At 43.6% G+C, this 19,046-nt stretch carries 19 protein-coding genes and 1 pseudogene; 8 read left to right on the top strand and 12 right to left on the bottom strand.

From position 1 onward, the window contains the following. From GF309_00365 to GF309_00345, 5 genes are all read right to left on the bottom strand, one after another. The coding region (locus tag GF309_00365; GenBank protein MBD3157213.1) for a hypothetical protein at positions 1 to 236 on the bottom strand (236 nt) is incomplete at its 3' end. Beyond that, entirely contained in the window at positions 233 to 820 is a 588-nt protein-coding gene (locus GF309_00360) for a hypothetical protein (protein ID MBD3157212.1), read from the bottom strand. The genes GF309_00365 and GF309_00360, both read right to left, overlap by 4 nt. Before the next feature lie 149 nt (positions 821 to 969). Further along, positions 970 to 1,575 (bottom strand): hypothetical protein, encoded by a 606-nt coding sequence (locus GF309_00355; protein ID MBD3157211.1) that lies wholly within the window; start codon positions 1,573 to 1,575, stop codon positions 970 to 972. Between the two features lie 82 nt (positions 1,576 to 1,657). Beyond that, positions 1,658 to 2,758, bottom strand: a complete 1,101-nt coding sequence (locus GF309_00350; GenBank protein MBD3157210.1) for a hypothetical protein — start codon at positions 2,756 to 2,758, stop codon at positions 1,658 to 1,660. A 22-nt stretch (positions 2,759 to 2,780) separates the two neighbouring features. After that, on the bottom strand, positions 2,781 to 3,245 hold the full coding sequence (locus GF309_00345) for a hypothetical protein (GenBank protein MBD3157209.1): 465 nt from the start codon (positions 3,243 to 3,245) through the stop codon (positions 2,781 to 2,783). Between the two features lie 141 nt (positions 3,246 to 3,386). On the opposite strand from GF309_00345, the gene GF309_00340 reads away from it, so the two are divergent. The 3 genes from GF309_00340 to GF309_00330 all read left to right on the top strand — a co-directional run bounded on the left by GF309_00340 (position 3,387) and on the right by GF309_00330 (position 6,972). Next, complete coding sequence (locus GF309_00340; GenBank protein MBD3157208.1) at positions 3,387 to 4,244, top strand: hypothetical protein; 858 nt, start codon at positions 3,387 to 3,389, stop codon at positions 4,242 to 4,244. Positions 4,245 to 4,418: 174 nt separating this feature from the next. Continuing rightward, entirely contained in the window at positions 4,419 to 5,651 is a 1,233-nt protein-coding gene (locus GF309_00335; GenBank protein MBD3157207.1) for a radical SAM protein, read from the top strand. 277 nt (positions 5,652 to 5,928) lie between these two features. Beyond that, entirely contained in the window at positions 5,929 to 6,972 is a 1,044-nt protein-coding gene (locus tag GF309_00330; GenBank protein MBD3157206.1) for a hypothetical protein, read from the top strand. Between the two features lie 86 nt (positions 6,973 to 7,058). On the opposite strand, the gene GF309_00325 is transcribed toward GF309_00330, so the two are convergent. After that, the gene (locus GF309_00325) at positions 7,059 to 7,403 is read right to left on the bottom strand and encodes a hypothetical protein (protein ID MBD3157205.1); all 345 of its coding nucleotides are present in this window, start codon (positions 7,401 to 7,403) and stop codon (positions 7,059 to 7,061) included. A gap of 141 nt (positions 7,404 to 7,544) precedes the next feature. After that, the gene (locus GF309_00320; protein ID MBD3157204.1) at positions 7,545 to 8,177 is read right to left on the bottom strand and encodes a hypothetical protein; all 633 of its coding nucleotides are present in this window, start codon (positions 8,175 to 8,177) and stop codon (positions 7,545 to 7,547) included. A 215-nt stretch (positions 8,178 to 8,392) separates the two neighbouring features. Between GF309_00320 and GF309_00315 the strand changes: the two genes are divergently transcribed. The 3 genes from GF309_00315 to GF309_00305 all read left to right on the top strand — a co-directional run bounded on the left by GF309_00315 (position 8,393) and on the right by GF309_00305 (position 11,659). Continuing rightward, positions 8,393 to 9,397, top strand: coding sequence for a hypothetical protein (locus tag GF309_00315; GenBank protein MBD3157203.1), 1,005 nt, complete (start codon positions 8,393 to 8,395; stop codon positions 9,395 to 9,397). A 92-nt stretch (positions 9,398 to 9,489) separates the two neighbouring features. Beyond that, positions 9,490 to 11,007 carry a hypothetical protein gene (locus GF309_00310; protein ID MBD3157202.1) on the top strand — a complete coding sequence of 506 codons (1,518 nt, stop codon included), beginning with the start codon at positions 9,490 to 9,492 and terminating at the stop codon, positions 11,005 to 11,007. Positions 11,008 to 11,134: 127 nt separating this feature from the next. Then, the gene (locus tag GF309_00305) at positions 11,135 to 11,659 is read left to right on the top strand and encodes a hypothetical protein (protein MBD3157201.1); all 525 of its coding nucleotides are present in this window, start codon (positions 11,135 to 11,137) and stop codon (positions 11,657 to 11,659) included. A 200-nt stretch (positions 11,660 to 11,859) separates the two neighbouring features. Here GF309_00305 and GF309_00300 read toward each other — a convergent pair whose 3' ends face one another. Then, on the bottom strand, positions 11,860 to 14,352 hold the full coding sequence (locus GF309_00300) for a hypothetical protein (GenBank protein MBD3157200.1): 2,493 nt from the start codon (positions 14,350 to 14,352) through the stop codon (positions 11,860 to 11,862). 230 nt (positions 14,353 to 14,582) lie between these two features. On the opposite strand from GF309_00300, the gene GF309_00295 reads away from it, so the two are divergent. Beyond that, positions 14,583 to 14,852, top strand: a complete 270-nt coding sequence (locus tag GF309_00295; GenBank protein MBD3157199.1) for a hypothetical protein — start codon at positions 14,583 to 14,585, stop codon at positions 14,850 to 14,852. A gap of 124 nt (positions 14,853 to 14,976) precedes the next feature. Here the strand turns inward: GF309_00295 and GF309_00290 are convergent, their stop codons facing one another. From GF309_00290 to GF309_00275, 4 genes and pseudogenes are all read right to left on the bottom strand, one after another. Next, positions 14,977 to 16,197 carry a M24 family metallopeptidase gene (locus GF309_00290; GenBank protein MBD3157198.1) on the bottom strand — a complete coding sequence of 407 codons (1,221 nt, stop codon included), beginning with the start codon at positions 16,195 to 16,197 and terminating at the stop codon, positions 14,977 to 14,979. Then, positions 16,187 to 16,336 carry a hypothetical protein gene (locus GF309_00285; GenBank protein MBD3157197.1) on the bottom strand — a complete coding sequence of 50 codons (150 nt, stop codon included), beginning with the start codon at positions 16,334 to 16,336 and terminating at the stop codon, positions 16,187 to 16,189. The genes GF309_00290 and GF309_00285 overlap by 11 nt, the downstream gene beginning before the upstream one ends. A 627-nt stretch (positions 16,337 to 16,963) precedes the next feature. After that, positions 16,964 to 17,017, bottom strand: a pseudogene (locus tag GF309_00280) (hypothetical protein). 429 nt (positions 17,018 to 17,446) lie between these two features. Continuing rightward, positions 17,447 to 18,307 (bottom strand): hypothetical protein, encoded by an 861-nt coding sequence (locus tag GF309_00275; protein ID MBD3157196.1) that lies wholly within the window; start codon positions 18,305 to 18,307, stop codon positions 17,447 to 17,449. A gap of 96 nt (positions 18,308 to 18,403) precedes the next feature. Between GF309_00275 and GF309_00270 the strand changes: the two genes are divergently transcribed. Further along, positions 18,404 to 18,931, top strand: a complete 528-nt coding sequence (locus GF309_00270) for a hypothetical protein (GenBank protein ID MBD3157195.1) — start codon at positions 18,404 to 18,406, stop codon at positions 18,929 to 18,931. Positions 18,932 to 19,046 lie beyond the last annotated feature (115 nt).

The raw sequence follows: 19,046 nt of genomic DNA, 5'->3' as shown, positions 1-19,046 counted from the left end.
GTACTAGTAGGAGATTTGGCCATATATGAGCCCGGGTCTGATGAGATTCGTTTTCGTCCGTAGTAGTCACTCGCACCAGGCCAGATTCGTTGCATCCCCTGGGGAAGATCAGATTTGGATGATATGAGCGTGCTTTTGGTATCTGCTGGCCGACCACAAATCGGGCAAATCTCCGGCAATCGAGTCGTTTCAATATCGAAGCGAATCACGTAATCCTTGTTTCTACCGAGGTTCACAGCCTGTTTCCCCCTTCTATGATTTCAACAGAATCGGCATTAGAATGCAAAAATTGCCTAGCATAACTTACGCTGAATATCTTCACTGTTAGTCTTGAACCTCTCCCACCATACTCCACCACGTCTATTGCTTTCTGTAGACCATTCGGCCCGAGCGCTTTGTACGAAGCAAGCACTGTGATCAGAAGAGATATCCAGAGTATTGCCATCCAGGGGGCAACTGGCATACCCTGCATAATGGTTAATCCCAAATTGAATGATACGATAAGAAAGGTGATTATTGATAGTCCATTGATAATAGCCGCGACGCTTCTCATTGTGCTGTTATCTCCTTCGGAGGTAGCATGCTCAAAGCTTGTAGGAATTCGTAGCTTCCGTGTTGAAACAGATTGTATTAAAGAAGCTCTGTGCTGAGGAGCTGTAATTGAACTTGGTCTAATGCTTCCGAAGCCTTCTTCCTCTTTTCCTTGCGATGCTACTACAATACCCTCTGCTGCAGCGGGTTTGTTGCAGACCGGACATGTGTCTGGAAATGTAACCCTGTCCGGGTTGAATCTGACAACATAGGCTCTATCCTGACCCATGGCTAGAATCTCTCCTCGCTTAGAAAATGGATTCGCTTCATAAATAGGTTGGCAACCCCAAGGAAATGATAATTGAGTGTAGTTAACCTTGTTTACCTTGTTAATGCCATATATTCAGATACTAAACCGAGTAGAATGATAGGTGACATTCATAGCCCTTGAGGGGATTCAACAACCGTTACATGTGGATTCATCCGAATAAACTCTTCTGCATATGCTTCATTCCGCAGCTTGACGGTTATTGTTGCCCCCTGCTCACTATAATCAACCACTCTGATTGCTTTCTCTAGTTCGCTTGATCCGAGTCCTGTGTAGGAGATTATGAGTAACAGAGCAACACCGACCACAAGCATATACAACCAGAGCGGAGCAGCAATTCCCTCGATGAGATGAACTGCCAATTGGAATCCAGCAAACACAAGAATCAGAATGGAAAGGCCATTTACTACAGCGCACAGTCCTTTTGCTCTTCCTATTTCCTCCTCCGAATAGGCATGATCTTCACAGGTATTGATTTGGAGCATCCTAACAGAGGCAGGACCTGAGCTCATTCTGGAGGTTCTTTGAGGTATAGCTTTGCCGAAGCTGCTCGGCAATGACCACTCTCGGTCCAGTGATTCACCCGTTTTGGATTTCGATGCGATTATCGTTCCAACATCTTCTGCAGGTTCATTACAGACCGGGCAAAAATCTGGAAATCTGGTTTTGTCGGCGTTGAAACGAATCAGATATCCTTTTGTTGATTTTTCAGGCATCGATAATCAACTTCTATGCTATCTCTGCTCAAAGGTTTATTAATTCGTTACCTCCCGAGAAGTCAAAGTGATTGTATGTGATTCATGAGATTACAGATTCCAGTGGGCTGTTCAAGCAGAAGTCCTTTCCAATTCTCCAAGATTGCGAAGTCTCATTCCACGCTTCAGCCCAGAGAGCGTACATTTGTGATTGCTTGTAGTCAATCATCAGAAGTTCAAAACTATCTGCTATTTCCCATACTAGCTTGACCATTTCTGACAGATGAGCGCTGGGTAATCTAGCAGACCAGATAAAACCCCCCTCAATTCTTCGTATGTTAGATCCGAACGGAAAAACGCTGTTCTCCAGGTGGTACATCAGTATTTCTACTTGGTCTTTATCTGCTTTTGCGATAACCATAGGTGTGTTGTAGACATCGAAATATGTCCAGTTGATGAACAGCCTATATGACTTGACAACTTCTTTCTCAAGACGTCTAATCCTTCTGGAGACATCCTGCTGCAACCCTTTCTCATATGGATCCCTTCCCAGTGCCCGAATTATATCTGTATTTTTTCTTCTTGCATCTTTTGTGATTTCTTGGAGTAATTGTACATCAAAACCATCTATTGGGATGGCTTGAACCGCCCCTCGTGATTCATAATCATGATGGTCCGGTTCTTTTCGGATATTGTTCCACCATTGTTCCCAATCAAATTCCCACACCATTTGTGAGGGATTCCAAGCATGCAGCTTCGGACGCGTGTTGATTGATTTCCAACTACTAAGATTTGGAAATTCTCTGATTTTGGATACAATGCCTTTCTCCTTCATAGTCAATAATGCGTCCAGAACATACTCCTTCGCATCGGATGGTTCTCTGAATTGTAGGAACAAACCCTGGTGCCTGCCGCCGAATATGCGTCCTCTATACGATGTATAGGGATGGGCGTCGCAGAATGCCTCGAGTTTAGTTACAGCATCATAAGATCGTACACTAACCAGGAATGAGTGAATCTCGAGACCTATCTTCTCCTCGTGTAAATCAGCAGGTACCGAAACGAAAACTTGGTTTTCTCTCAGTTCATCGAGCCATGAGCGGACTGTTGGGGCGGAAACTCCGATTTCTCTAGCAAGCTGCGCTACTGGAGCTACAGGGCTTTCTTGGAGCTTGAAGAGCAATTTGAGCTGGTTGCGATTCACTCCTATGCGACCTTCTGTGTATCTAGAAGTAGGCGTCGACACCCGGCAATCCAGGACCGGTTTTGGTGGGTGGATCAAATGCCATCTGGTCAGTAATGTAGACCTTACCGTTTCCTGAACCCATGACAGACGCAACCATGCTAACTATGTACCATCCGCTCTCGGTGGCCATATCGAAACAATCGATGTTCAGAATAGATTTAGTGGGTGGTCTGTATACCGAAACTCTGAAGCTGTAGACAGTGCCTGAGGGTAATTCAACCGTGAGTCTCAAGTCAACTCTTGATGGGTTGGTATTTCCAAATGAAAACTCTACTAGAATCTTGATATCATCTTCAACCCCGTCGCCGTCCAAATCCGCATAATAGGCGTCCACTATTTCTAAACCATATCCTGTCGCAATCCTAGGTTGAGCTGCAGCAAAAGGTAGCAGTCCAGTCACAACGAAAATCATGGCAATAAGAGCCAGCCTTATCCTTTTTCCCATCTCTCACACCTGCAATAACTAGGTAGAAACGAATTCCATCTTATAAGTCTACATTATTGGAGAAAATAAAGTACACTTATATATCATGGATAATTTTCTACATCATCCCGATTGAGTTATTCGGGTGATTAGGTGAGATGGATGAACAAATCTGAGATGAAGAGAGCAGTGGGTGTCATCCTGCTTCTTGGCCTAACCATGGGCCTTCTCCTACCTTCTCTTTCCATTCAAGTGGACCAGAGAATGGTGATGGGAAACGGACCTGGCGGCGGTGGCGGTGGCGGCAAGCCTGAACCTCCCCCGGCTGAAATCGTGTATTATACCGATTCTCCGGAGGACAAATGGGCGGTCATTATTGGCATCACGGACTATGACGGAAGGTCTTCGGACCTCATGAACCCCCATAATGATGCGCTAGAGATGAAGCAGATTCTAGAGGCGTACGGATATAACTACGCTCTTGCTCTTGATGGAGCAGCAACCAGCGATAATTTCGGTGTACTGATGGACTGGCTCATAGCTAATGAAGGCCCCAATTCAGAAGTGGTCTTCTTCTATTCGGGACACGGTTCGCGAACTCAAGACGGTAGCTGGGACTCTGATACCGAGACAGATGGCTACGATGAGTGCTTGGTTTCGTGGGACCTCTATGCTATTACGGACGCATATATGTCGAGCAAATTTGCGGAGCTTGAATCCAGCAAATTCTCTGCAATCTATTGCAGTTGCCACAGTGGTGGAATGTTCGATCAGACGTATGAAGTTCGATCTGGCGGTGTCTATATTGCAGCGGCAGAAGCTGATCAGTATGGTTGGGACTACGGTGAGCTCCAGAACACCCTGTTCTTCTACTATTTCGGTGACCAAGGCATTCTGAACGGGCCCTATGACAACGTGCAAGACGCCTTTTGGTATGCACGTCCACTTGTCATTGCAGAACAGCCCGATAGCTGTCCGACAATGTTGGACAACCTTGGCGCTCCATTCTATGTCAAGTAAAGGGCCTTTGTGCCCTTTACATTTTTTTTTTGGAATCTGGTTTTCTTCTAGTGACTAGAAACATTTGTATTTTAACTCGCATTTCTAAATGAGGTGCTGGCGAAACCACTGTGCAAAACATCTTACAATGCAATCTAGAGTACTACTCACACGATATCACACGAGGCTCAGTAAGTGAAGTATGAAACCATTCAGAGCAAATCACTGTTTTCAAAGCATATGGAAGCTGATCCATGGTTTCACATACATCGCTCTCTGAATCCGTATCGCGGTTGCGAGCACGCTTGCGCCTACTGCGATGGCATGTCAGAATACTATCACGTTGACAATTTCGCCTCACATATCAGAATAAAGGAGAACGCGCCTGATATTCTTCGTCGTGAATTACAAAACCTTGGTTATCTTTCTCAATCGAGCATCGATTCAGAAACACTCATCCCTTTCATGGATTCTCAAAGCGCATCTGAAGCACTTGAAAAGAGGAAAAGGAAGATAGTCATTGGCGTATCGGGAGGGGTATCTGATGCGTATCAACCAGCAGAAGAGAAACACGAAGTAACCAAGAGGATACTTGAGGTTCTTCTCGATTTTGAAATGCCCGTCTTCATCTTAACAAAATCAGACCTTGTGTTGAGAGATCTTGATCTCTTGGAACAAATCCATGAGAAGGCATTTGCTAATGTTTCCTTCACAATAACGTTGACAGACAAAGAGAAACAACAAATTTTCGAACCAAAGGCATCAACCACAGAGGAGCGCTTTGATGCCTTATGTCAGGTGAGAAAAGCCGGATTGTACGGTGGAGTGATGGCGAGTCCAATAATCCCTGGAATCGGCGATGACGAGGAGAATATGATTAACCTAGCTAAGATAGCAAAGGAAGTCGATGCCCAATACATACAGTTTGCTGGTATGACACTAAAGCCGGGCCGTCAAAAGCAACATTTCATGAGGGTGCTAAGGAATCATTATCCGGACGATGTGGAGCTAATTAAGAGAGTCTATGCTGACGATAATAGATATGGGCATCCGATTCGAGATGAATTTCCAATCAATGTAATGATGAGAGGCCATAGAATCTGCAAAGAAATCGGTATTAGAGACATCTCGATTAGGCATCAGCTACCATCTGAACCCGATGCCAATCATAGAGTACTGAGCACCCTTCTTGAAATCATAATGCGTCAGCGTTGGTATTTGGGATTGCCAAAAAGCAGAAGTGCATCATATCATGATTTAGCTCGTAGGATTGATACAGGCCTGCCTGATCTGTCCAAACTGAGAAAGAATCGTAAGTTGAAAGATGAATTGGCAATTGGTGATGAACTGATCCAGATAGTTGAAGAAATTCTGGATACCGATTCCTGTTCTCTGCTTAAGGAAATCAACGACAATATTTCATTCTAAATGGTAACTTTCACACGATTTTCTATGGATTTCGAATTTTATCTGTTCGACTGATTTCTACTTTATTATGCCACTACAATTCTCGTGTGGAGAGAATCTATGAATAGTTGACATCTCTTGTCTTACAGCCATTTCCTGCTTATTTGAAGCATTTTGAAGTGTATTGAAGTGTATTGTCTTTAATGAGGCGTTCTTAATGTTCATTTTTCACACAGTTCAATATAATAGATAAATATAGTTAATAATTCACAATATGAGATGAATGTAGTGAAAAGACATGGAAAGAAAAGCGATTTTACGCATGATTCTTCTTTTTGGAGTTCTGTTTCTCCTAACTACATCTATGGTCGGTGTGAATGCACAAGATGATGATGACACGGAGACTGAAGAAGCAGATGACTTTGAAGATGAAGATGATGACGGAGTAGATGACGAAACTGAAGAGGAAAATGAAAGAGAAGTGGAAGTCGAAGTCCAGGACTACGAAGCCACCATTAAATCCTCCAAAGAATCGAACGGCGTGGAGGAATCCATCGAGATTGGTGTTCATGCTGAATCGGACGGCATCCAATTTAGTCTCGAATATGAAACTGAGAATGAGACTTCAGAGAAGGAACTGGAATTCGAAGTGACTTTCTACGAAATCATTGAATATATTGACGACAATGATAATGGTCTTTACAATGAATCTACGGACACTCTTGTTCAAACGTACGCTATTGAGACCTTCAATCCAATTGTATACACAACTCAGAATACCACGAATGGCATGGTTCATACTCTAGAAGTTACTACTTCAGACGGCATCTTTGCCGCGAGGGTTTATGCAACCGGGGAATTTGCAGATATCAACGGAACAACAGTGGCTCCCAATGAGATCAAGATTGACGTGATTATTGACGGCTTCGACTACCATAATGACACATCTCAGCTTGCAATGAAAGTTGAACTCGAAGCTTCAGCGGAAAAAGAATATGATGATGAAACCGAAGATGAGGAAGAGGGAAGAGCCACCGAGGAAGAAGGAGTTGATTTTACAAACAATGATTACAGTGGTTTCTTCACTTGGAAAGAAACAGCTACGGTAGACGGAGTTGATGTGGCAGTCAAGTCAAGCTTGACCGAAGCTTCAGAAAATGAGGAGGAGTTACTCCTTAACTATCCTCGTGGGGAGAGAATAGTTCATGATCCTAAGATTGGAGTAGCTAATATCATTGAGAGTCCAAGCGCCATGGCTGACCTAGGCGCATATTTGCCAATCATTGCTATACTTGGAGTGGCAATAGTTCTTGGAATTGTCCTGAAAGTAAGAAGAGGATAATTTCTCTCTCTAACGCCTGAGCTTTGGGTTAAGGTTTCGTTACGTCGAGATAATCACGAGCACAGGTGTTTCATTTTTTTTTTACATTACGTGACTGTAATATCTACAACATGGGTTTCTTCAACCTCGAAGCGAAATAGCTCCTGCACTATAATTTTCGATTCTCCGGGTTTCAGCGCCTTGAAGAACCATTTCCCGGCTTCTGCATCTCCACCAGTCCATCCTGGCTTCATTTTCTCAGGATGTTTGTAATGAGTCTCTGTTTCCAGGTGCTTGATGATATCTCTGTCCACGATTTCAAATCGCGCGTCTTCACCAACTGAACCATGCCGATGAAAATTGAAAAAGAATGTAGACCCAGCTTGAACAGTCAGAGATGGATTCTCTCCTTTCCAACTACCTTCAATTGGATCGTCTTTGCGTAGTTTCATTTTCACCGGCTCGCAGTAGTACCTATACAGTTTCCACTTAAATTGTATCTCATTTTCGGTTTTAGTAATTGTACAACGGATGGATTCAGTAAAAGACCGAAAAAAGTGAATATCCGATGCTCCTCAGCAAATCGCTCTTGCTTAACGTTTCTCAATGAATGCTACCTTATTCTTCTCCGGTACACAGTTCAGTACACAGGTAATATTTGGACAGCTTGAACAAGCCCAATGACGAAGCGTTACCAAGAACACAGCAGTCAATACAAGATACGCCATCAACCAGTCAAGGCGGTCCCAGAGATAAAGAACTTGGAATAGAAAGGCAAAACCGATACCCCAGACAAGAAAAACCACTTTGCCCCTAGCACTTATGGGCGAAGGATCGTACTCGAAGATTTTAGGGCTCCCCCAATTAGCTAGACAATAGAATTTCCCCTCATCGTCATGCTCTGCACCAGAATGTTCGTAACAGGGGCAATGGCGACACAAAAAGTACCACTCAATACCTCCCGCGAAGAATAGCATGGAGATGACAAAATGCGCGGGTATCATCATCATTGATTCTGAGAGTAGTAATGGACCTAATCCGAGGAAACTTCCTATGTCAAAAGATAATCCAAAATAGCTGATTCCTGAATTCACCATGCCGATGTAGCTGATCAACATAATTCCTAGGGATGTTGTTGCGAACCATTTTGCATCGTCAAAATTGTAACCTGTTCGAATCCCAGAGTTCTTTGCATTCTTCTCTGATTCATCGGATTCCGTGGTCAAAACTGCACCGTCCTAGGACCAAATCCTGTTGAGACGGTAATAATGTCTTCTACTGAAGATGAGTGAAGATCCTCTTGAGATGTAATCATCTCGAAGACATGACATTGTAACCTTGAACGGAATCATCAAATAATGAAGAACTCGCGATTTGGTTCCATGAGTAAACCAATGAATATTTCATGCAAGATGACGACTGAAGGAAAGAGCGGCTTAATTTGGAAGTCATCGTAGACATCCGGGGTGTACGTACGCTTTGGCAAATAATTGATCAATTCAGGTCTGCCAGAAAGCCAGAAGAAGCGCTTTGGGAGGATCTCTTTGAGAGCCCCGGGTATGCCGCTTTAACCAAGAGTGAGTTCACTGAGGAATTCTTTCAAGAAGTGTTACGTGAAGCATTTAACCGACCTGAAGTTGACAAAGGCCACAGCAAAATTGATTCTTCACGAAGCACCTTTATTGAACATTTCAGAAAAGGTTTAGAGAAACGCAGCGAGATAACCTCATTTCTCAAGGGTTTTGGGGAGAAAGCTTCCCGGCTTGGTCCGATAATTGCTGATTTGGTTGAGGATTACCTTCCCGAAAGTTCTCTACTCGGCGAGGTGAAGGTGGCATTTGTGCTTTTCCAGATGGACGCAAGAGGATACGAATGGATTGTTCTTGATGCCCTTTTGGCTATGCAATTAGGTGATTTGCTCCATCGTCTCATTGCTCATGAGTATCATCACCAGTGCAGAGATGCCCTTCTTTGTTATGACAAGGAGAATGTTCAGAAAGAGGATGATGATTTGATGTGGTCGATAAATCAAATACAGGCGGAAGGTATTGCAGATCAAATCGACAAGCCTGACTGGTTCTTCGGCCATAATCCTGTTGATGCATATTCAGGCTTTGTAGAACAATACCGGACCGAGCTAAGAAGGGCAGAAGAAACACTAGCCAAGATTGATAGAATACTACAGACTATGCATCGAAACGGTGAATCTCGTGAGGAGGTGGGCAGAAAGGTAAGACAATCATTGCCTCTTAGCGGGCATCCGATTGGATACTTCATGGTTAAGAAAATCGCTGATGCACAGCTTGGTGAAGATATGATTGAATCGGTAGGCAATCCGTTCCGATTCTTTGTACTATACAACAAATCAAGGAAGCTTCTTGGTGAGGAACCTCTCTCGAATAACACAGTTGAAATCTTGGATGAACTGAAAGAGAAATACTGTTAGGCACTGAAAGCCGTTCGTGCAAGTCAACAACAAGGTTTTAAGTTGCCGAATGGTAATAGAATTCGGTTGGATAAGCAAAAGAGGGCAAGACAATGGACACGTATAATCGCCTTATGGGGGTATACCGTGAAACTGCTATACTCAGATCGATTCGAAAAGTTCTGGCTTGGGATAGGAGGACAGCCCTACCGCCTAAAGGAGAATCTCAAAGAAGCGAACAACAAGCGCTTCTTGCCCAGCTGGTCCATCGAGCTCTTAGCAGGGATGAAATAGGAAAGCTTCTTGATGATCTTGAGAAAGGCACAACCTATGATAACCTCAGTCAGGTTCAGAAACGCAATGTTACACTTGTACGACTTGATTATGAAAAGAAAACAAGAGTCCCTAACGAAGTAGTGGGCCGGGTAGTCAAACAAAGAGCCATGGCTAGTCGAGCCCGAGATAGAGCTTTGAAGAAGAAAGACTGGGCTATTTTCGAAACCGAATTGGCCAAGCTATTTTCTGTGCATTGTGAGTTGCTACAATACCTACGTGATATCATAGATTCAGAGAATTTGTATGACGTGAGCATCGATGCATTCGATCATGGACTAAGAACCACTCATATAGCATCTATTTTTGATGAGATGAAGTCTCGCCTTCCAGAATTGATTGAGGAATATGCGTATATAAGCCAACAGAGTAGGGCAGATTTTCTGAGTAGGCCGGTTGAGAAAGCGACCCAAATCAAAATTGTAGAACGCCTAGCAGAGTTTATCGGTTATGATTTGACTTCGGAGGAGGCATTCGGAAGAATCGGCGAAGGTCCTCATCCGTCAACCATTGGCGACTATGATGACGTACGAATCCTACTAAACTACGAAAAGAGCAATCTTTTTCGTTCTTGCATCAGCTTTTTACATGAAGCGGGTCATTCGCTCCATTCTCGAAATATCAAAGAAGAATGGAGATTCTTACCCGTGGGCAATACAAAACAAGTTGTCATTAGTGAATCGCAAGCAAGATTTACTGAGAATATTATAGGACGCTCCCCTGAATTCATGGAGTATTATCTGCCATTAGTAAATGAAATCACTTATGGTCAATTTGATGATGTGGCCCCCTTGGAATTCGCGAGAGCTGTAAACCAGGTTAGACCCGTGCCGATTAGAGTAGTGAGTGATGAGATATCATACAATCTTCATATCATAATCCGCTTTGAAATCGAATCTCGTCTGTTCCAAGATGAAATCAAGGTTTCTGAGATTCCAGCTGTGTGGAGAGAGCTGTGTGAGAAATATCTTGGAATTGAAGTTGAAGACGTTTCTGTTGGGCCACTACAAGACATTCACTGGAGCCTAGGGATGTTTGGTTACTTCCCAACATACGCCCTAGGGAATATTGTCTCTGCTCAACTTGTGGCAGCAATGACCGAGGATATCCCCAATTGGAAGCAAGAAATCAGGCTCGGCAACGTTTCTAATGTCCTTAATTGGATGGATAGGAATATTCACAAGAAGGGCAATTTGTATGATACACCGCAACTGGTCGAAGAGGTCACAGGTGATAGTATGTCATGCGAACCCTTCATCAGCTACCTTGAAAACAAATTCTCTACCCTCTATCAATGAATTTACAGAATCGCTATTCGGTATTTTCTGGTTAGCAGTATAAATGCAAGGAACAGTCTTCAAAGGAAGATTTTGGAAGGTGCAGAAGTACTATATATCTCAACTACACGACTGAGACGATAAGAAGATGAACGAACATCGAAAGATGATACCAATTGCTGAAGCATTGGAAGCCGCTGTTGGAGCTCGTGCCCGTCTAGCACTTTTGCATATTGCATTCTCAAAAGTCCTGATTGATGAATTTGGTGAAGATCGGGGAAAGGAATTGATAACCAAAGCAATCATAGATTATGGACATAGAATAGCCGAAAGAGTAGAGAAAGGATTACCAGATTTAACTGAGCTGGGTCTATTCGAGGAAAAAGGTAAGACGAAAAACGGCAAAACATTCGTTCGGGGGTGTACACTTTGCAAGGTGTTCAAACAACAAGATGCTCTAGATGTAGGGCATATGTATTGCTATGTTGATGCAGCCAAGAGCATGGCACTTAATCCCGAGGAGAAAATGATTCACATATCCTGTGAGGCGTGCGGCGACGAAGTTTGTATCTTCGATGTAGTTCCTACGACAGAGGATGATCGGAAAACATTCGCTAGCAAAGATGGGTCGTGGCAGACTGTAGATCCCATACTCCTTGAATGCAAGAAGTGAAAACAGAGTCAGCAAGTGGGCTAGTCAGACGAGAGAAGACTTTTGTAAAACCGTGCTAGCTTCAATAATGTGTAACCAATACATTGTGTATGTGGACTTCAAAATGTCAGAATTACTTGGCACGTAAATGATGATAGAGACAACTGCCAAAAAATAAGGGTGAGAGTCACCCATCATGGAATGACTCTCAATTCATTGAACTACTTCCTTCGAGCAAGTACGATTATCAGAATCAGAACTACCGCACCTACCGCTGCAAGCACTATCCAGGTATCAATACCGAATATCTTATCGGGTAGTCCAGGTATTCCTCCGCCGGCACCTGGTTCTACTTCAACAAAGACAACATCACTAGCTTTGTTTCCTGTCCAGTCTATCGCGGTGATAACATACGTGTAGTTGGCCGCTTCCAGAGTATCGAGATTGACCTCGATGGGCCCGCCGTCCCAACTACCTGAATCTACAATTGTTCCGTTCCTTTTGACAACATACTCAGCCGGATGATAGCTCACAGGGTTCCAGGTAATACTGTTTCCTGTTTCTCCTTCAGTAAACGATACATCCGCCGGTGAATCAATCGTTGGGGCAAAGAGATGGGCTACGACATTCAACCATAGCTCGAAGCTATCAAGGTAAGCTGAGTCGTCACTGTCTCCAACAATCTGATCGAATATGTAACCCATAGCGATGGTCTTCCTATCCTTACGAACTGCAAGTGCACATTTGTTATTCTGCGGAAGGGAACTAGAACCTCCTAGAGCAGTAGCATTATCGAAGACATGGAACAGGTCGCCGTCATCACCATATGGCCCGCTAATTGAAAATGAAGTCTCACCCAAATCGATTGGATTGACGTAGACAGGATGCTCTTGGTCCCACACATAGAAATCATCATCAAGTGGGTAATCATCAGCGTAAGAGACACCCATCAAATTCAACAAAGGTTCGTAATCTGGATTGTCGAAATCGAAGTTGTGCATTGCTAGATAGCCATCGTTTTCAACGTGTTCTATCAAATAGGGAATAGATTCGTCGATAAAACGGTTGGGAGCATCAACTATCACATGTTCCCACTCATACTCATCCAGAGTAATATTGAGACCTAAGTCATAGGTTACCAAGAAGTAGTTTATTCTGAGTTCATTCAATGCTTTGGCGGCAGGTGTTTCGTAGAAATCATCTGCCATCACATCGTCACAATATAGCAATGTGTCTGCTCCAACTGAACCCAACCAATTTACAATATTGAGTGCCCAAACTTCATTGTCTTCGCTTGCTAAATTGTTCTTGTCAGCCCAGTTCATATCTCCTGAAACTATTACTCGACCATTACCATACTCAGTCGCAGCAATATGGATATTCCCATTCTTCTTAACTAATGGGAACGCATCGCCTGTAATGTTTATGTATCCACCAGAAGCAAATTGGACGGTCTCTGCGCTATCTTTTATGGGGTGGTAAAGGATATCACCTACTACTGACGAGTAACCTTGTGTGATTTCGATGTCAAAGGGAGCGATCATGGAATTTACCTGTTCGCTTGCTTTTCCAAAGGTAATTTGGTCCAAGGCTTCTCCAAGAACCAGTAGAGACCCACCAGAGTCAATCCAAGCCTCAACAGCACTTCTCTCCGAATTGGTGTAGTTGTAATCTGGGGATGTGAGAATTAGGATGTCATAAGGCGCAAGATTGTCTTCCGTAAGATTGCCTTCGGAGGAGGGGTAGATTTTCTCCACTGTAAACGAATGAGTTACGAGATGATCTCTGAAGTCCACAAGATAGTCCGGATATGACATCCCCTCATCCCAAGGGTCAAAGCCTAGCCTTGGCTGATGGGAGATATCGAATGCAATCCTAGATTTTGGAATCGGGCATAACCACTCGATAGCATCTATCCACATAGACTCCATTTCCTCAACAATGAATACATCTTCATCCAAGTTCTGGGCATAGCCTGGGAGATGCACGACTCTACCACCTCTGAGCTCGGGCTCGTATGCTATTCCTGTTGCTTTATTGGAATCTCCTTCAGCGTAGAGAAGCTTGACATACTCGGATGCTTCAGTTGTGCTTGAGATTGCAGACCAATCAAAGGTTGACCACAAAAGCGAAGTAATGTTGATTTCATCTCCGACCGAAAAGCTCTTCGTAGCAGGATGAAGATTCGCTACCGCTTGAATATCTGATGATTGATGCGACCAGTACGTGCCATATCCGTGGTCTCCCTCGGATTCATAGGGAATAATCCCAGCGTAGCCTAGGAAATTGGCAGCGCTGTCGATGCTAAGAATCCCTCCGCCAGATAACCAGAATGATTTTGCAAGCATGGTTACATTTTCCCGCAGAAGATTATCAGGGATTACGAAAACGTCGAACTCCGAAAGAACCAGTTCGTGGTCAAGCAAATTCTGGAATGTTAGGAGATGTACCTCATACCCTGCATCCTCCAATATTTGCCCGATGTCACTAGAGTCGTTATTCACATCTCCACCATATGCCCAATCTGGGGCGGTCTTGTTTGGTTCATCATAGACTCCTACTCGTATATTACGCGGCATGATTTCAGCCGGGGTTGCTGTTCCAATCAAACTATCTACCGTTGAATTATCAACGGAAAATACTTCCGATGGAATATAACTTAAACTCATCAACATGATGAGAGATAAGAATATGACGTGCTTTCTTTTGAGCATGTATTTATCCTCCGAAAACCACTTTCATATGAACTAAAAAACACATCGGTTCTTGGATATTGTATGAATGTTTGAACAAAATTAGACCTTAGACACATTCTCCACCAAATCAAAATTGGAGGAACTATGTTATGGAATTAACATTACAAGCAAGTCATGTCCCAAGTTTCATAGAACGATTCCTCAAAAAATATAATTGTATAATATATATTCCGGTTTAGGTTTTTTCTGTGAGCGAAGAAGAAAGGAATATCCCAATTGAGGAAGCAATAGAGGCCACGCGAGGCGCCCTCTCTAGAGTCGCCCTGTTACATATCGCTTTTTCGAAGGTTCTAGTGGAGGAATTCGGAGAAGAAAAGGGCCGCGATTTAGTTGCAAAAGCAATTATTGAATATGGTGAAAGAATAGTACACAGGATCCAGAAGGGTTTGCCTGATCTGACATCGCTTGGTCTCTATGATGAAACAGGCGAAACAGACGCTAGTTCAGACTACCAATAGTTTGCTTGTTCAGCTGGCCAACTCGACCCAAATCGGGTCTATCGCACATGGTCTTCCGATATCGAGCATGAGTCGATTTTAGATTGGTTATACTCACGAAAAATCAATCTCGGCATTCCCATTCTTACCCAATGATGAGCTCTTCCATGTCAAGCGGGTATTCAGTTAGTACGTCTATTCCCTGGTCTGTTACAACAAATGTATCACTGTGACGAAAGCCTCCAATACCCTCTGCATAAACACCTGGCTCACATGAGAATATCATGCCGGGTTTCATTTCCTCCTCCGATCCGATATCAAGAAATGGCCGTTCATGACCTTCCAGCCCAAGTCCGTGACCAGTGTGATGTCGTGCTAATTCGAATACGCCATGTTCTTTCAGAGTTCTTCGAGCTGCCTTATCCACGTCCGCACACTTCACGCCAGGACCAGCTGCGGAAAGGGCTGCAGACTGAGCAGCGGTTGCCGCTTCAAACAATTTCCTTTGTTTCGAGCTTGGTTCCCCCATAAACATAGTACGTTCCAATTCCGACTGGATTCCGTACAGATCAGAAGTGGCACCTGTTACGAGTGTATCACCCTCAGAGAAGATCAAACCGCGAGAAAGAGCGTGTGGATAATAAGAGTTCGGACCGATTTGTCCACGGTAAAGAGCGGTAGCGGGAAACATGCTGAAGCCTGTTGGATGATAGTCATCTCCGAGGGCATTGACCATGTCATCTGAAGCATCTGAACTAGCTCGGATTGTTACCTCTATCTCATTCTTTCCTATTTCTGTGTACTCCTGAAGGTAATAATGTGCTTTACTGGCCCATTTGGCTGATTTGCTCATGAGCTCAATTTCTGCTGGTTCCTTCACAACACGCATATCCATTACTATGTCGGACGGAATCTTGAATTTGAGACCTGTTGCCTTTTCGAAACTGGGCCCCTGATATCCCCAATAGCCAGAGAAACCGGGCGCTTCAGATGCAATAGTCTTGGGCTGCACGTGCAGCTCGGAGGTAAGGACTTCTGAGAAGACTTCCATTGGATGCGTGTGGTCGGGATACTCATAGTAAGAAAACACCTGCGCGAGAAATGGTACCTGCTGTTCTATATGATCAATCTCAAGTGATGGAACAAACGCATGCGCTTCTCCATTGTGGATAATGAGCGCGATAGGACGCTCAGTAGGAATAAACGAAAAACCACTAAGATAGAATATGTTCTTGGAACTCAGAACAACGAAGGTTCGGATATCCTTTTCATCTAGCTTGCTCTTAAGCGAATCTATCCGGTTTCGATGCTCATCAGGTCTAATTCTTGTGCGAGTCAATTGAACGTCCTCCAGCTTATGCATCATCGAAGTAGCATAAAGCTACCGTGACTACCATTTTCACTACTACTTCCATGCTTCTAATCAGCATCAATAGGGCTTCATTAGAAAGCTCTAAGAAGCTGTTACGGACTCGACGTTCCATACATCTGAAGGATGATGACATTGAACGACATCTCTATTGAGAAACCTGTGAAAGCTGCAGTAAGTGAGATTCCGAATCTGTTACAATCGTTGCTTGTGGGCCTGCGAATTGGAGGATTTGATGAGATTGCAAGAGATGACAGAAAAGCACAGATACAAGAACATCTTCAAGATAACTCGATACAGGCTTTTCAATCGCATTTTGATGCCCTAGAAGGTATCAGTTCTTCAACTTGGTTTGCTCTCTTGTATCAGATACCTGCATATTTGGCTGAAGATATCGATTCGCTACAATCTATACTAAATGATTTGCGACATACTCATCCATTGAAGATAATCCATGAATTTCCCGAAAAAGAAGAAATGGTTTCTAGGTATATGCCCAATGACGAATTCAAGCGGTATTGTGGTTTCGAAGGTCCTGTTCCTGATCCATGGCCGGAGATTTTGGCCGAGTATCGAGACATAGCAGTCGAGTTCTACCACGGTTGGTTCAAAGAAGATTGGAACGAAGCTTCTGAGCTATTAGAGAAAGCAGGTGCTCGCCTGACGCCGATGTTCAGAAGTCATGACTGGATAGCTGCGTGGGAAGAAAAGACATCCATCGAGTTTCCATATCCATGGTTCATAGTGGAACTGATCAATCCAACTACCACTCAAGGAACGTCATTACTTGCTGATAGGGATGGGTTCTACGCGCATGTAGAGCCGCTCATGGTTGTTACAATGGTGTCTCATGAAATTTGTACCCATCTGCTCTACAACACTACTGCAATCAATCATCGTGAAGTGGGTCCCCTGATTGAGAAGAATCTTGAACGATATCTTCGGGCCAATGAACTGGTTTCTTGGTCTCTTAACGAACAAGTCATGCAGGAAATGGGATATGATTGGGTAATGAGCGATTCATTCCAGTGGATGGGAGATGTACGCGATGATGTTAGAACACTTGTCGGAGATATGGAAGGTGTATCGGCATGGGAAATCATCAAGGAAGCCTATTCACTTGTTCAAATATGATTTTTGCATCTCATCATGTAAGTTATTTACAGAAAAAATATCGGAGCCAGCTGGTGAACGAATCACCAGCCGAACCATTGTGGATTCTTTGGAATCTGTATTCTGACGTCAATTAAGCGTAGAGACGCTGGAAGCCAGTTTTTCCGGCTTCATCTTGCTGTTGCCGCATGCCTTCGACCTGCTCAGCCATCTCACGCATTTTCTGCTTGATCTGCTCAGCACTCTCTTCGAGTTCGCTTGTATCGATGTCAATATCATATAGCTTGTCAACAACGTGTAGCAGCTTGATGGCACCCTTTGGATCGGGAACCACGCTAACTGCAGGAGTCAAGAAAGTGAAGCCAATCATTTTCCGGGTAAGTGTCTCTTTGAGTATCGAGCCAGCAATCCCTGTGATAACTCCTTTCTGAAGAATCTCTAGCTCTTCGACATTCTCGAATTCAGCCATTTTTTCCTCTTCAGTTGCATATAGGACTTTCCTATCCGAGGGAATTCCTCGAACCGGAATACCATCGAGGACTACTGTTTCTGTAGATCCGAGGCTTCTTGCCCAATCAAGCAAGCATGATGTTACTTCATAGAGGCCGGATTTGTTAACTGGAAGCTCGGTAGTTGCGACGAGCAAGTTCTTGTCCTTGCTTGCGTAGATGCGAAATGGGTGCCGCAGTCTGCCTTCAAAGAATACTGCAGCTGATGGGATATGCTTAGAACGAAGAAACGCAATCTGTTCCATTTCGAATTGATCAATAATAGTGTTAGCGGCGATTGAACCAACTAGACCAGCTGAGGGAAAACCACAAATCAGTAAGGGATCATCCATCTCAATATCTTTCATCTGCACAATCTTTGCGTCAGGCGCTCCTAATTCTTCATAATCTTCACAATCATTCTCAGCCATAACTTCCTTCTCCTTCTTAACAATTGTTTGTATTCTAATCCTTTTCAAGTTTGGCAAATGAGTCCTTTTTTCCATAGAATTGTATGAATCTTGGTTGAGAGCAGAACTGCTACAAGACTATTCTTATTTGGAAATGGGAAATCTTACATGTGAATTTTGGTTGGGCTTTCGATGAGAAGGAATGTTTTCCAAATCGCCATTCTCGTTATAGTCTTCGTTGCTCTGATGAGTGGCAGGCATTCCCAAACAACATCCCCAGTTCAGAAAGTGGAGGAGCTCGATAATCGATATTCTCTTTTGAATGAGACGTCGTCGATTCTAAATCATCCAAGCGATGTGGTTTACAGGCATGGAACAACAGGGCATTCAATCACGTGGAGGGTGCAGAAAATTGTTTTGGAATACTATAGAGTGTACAGGAATAACAAACTTGTGGAATCTTCCAGATTGAAGGAAAGCCGAATCTCAATTGATATAGACGGGCTGGATTTGGGCACTTACCAATACACTGTCATTCTGTTCGATGGAGATGGTAAGGCAGCGGTCGATACTGTCACAGTTGAAGTTGAAGAATTCCTAGCTTCTGATCTTGCGAGGATTCGAGTATTGCGCTTCGGTTTACAAGGGACGATCATTCTTGTCGCTGGAACAACAGTGGTTGCAGTTCTCTTTGCAGAGTACATGGATAGACGAAAATAAGAAACTCTTGTGTATTTCAATTCTCTTGGCCTTTATTCAACAAAGAATCTGCTGAGCGCTAAGAATCCACTTTGAAACCTAGGCAAAGCTTTTCTCTATTCTTTGATATCTTGAA

Source organism: Candidatus Lokiarchaeota archaeon (genome assembly GCA_014730275.1).
Classification (GTDB): domain Archaea; phylum Asgardarchaeota; class Thorarchaeia; order Thorarchaeales; family Thorarchaeaceae; genus WJIL01.
Note: the sequence above shows the minus strand (reverse complement) of the source record. Positions and strands in the feature narration are given on the sequence as shown.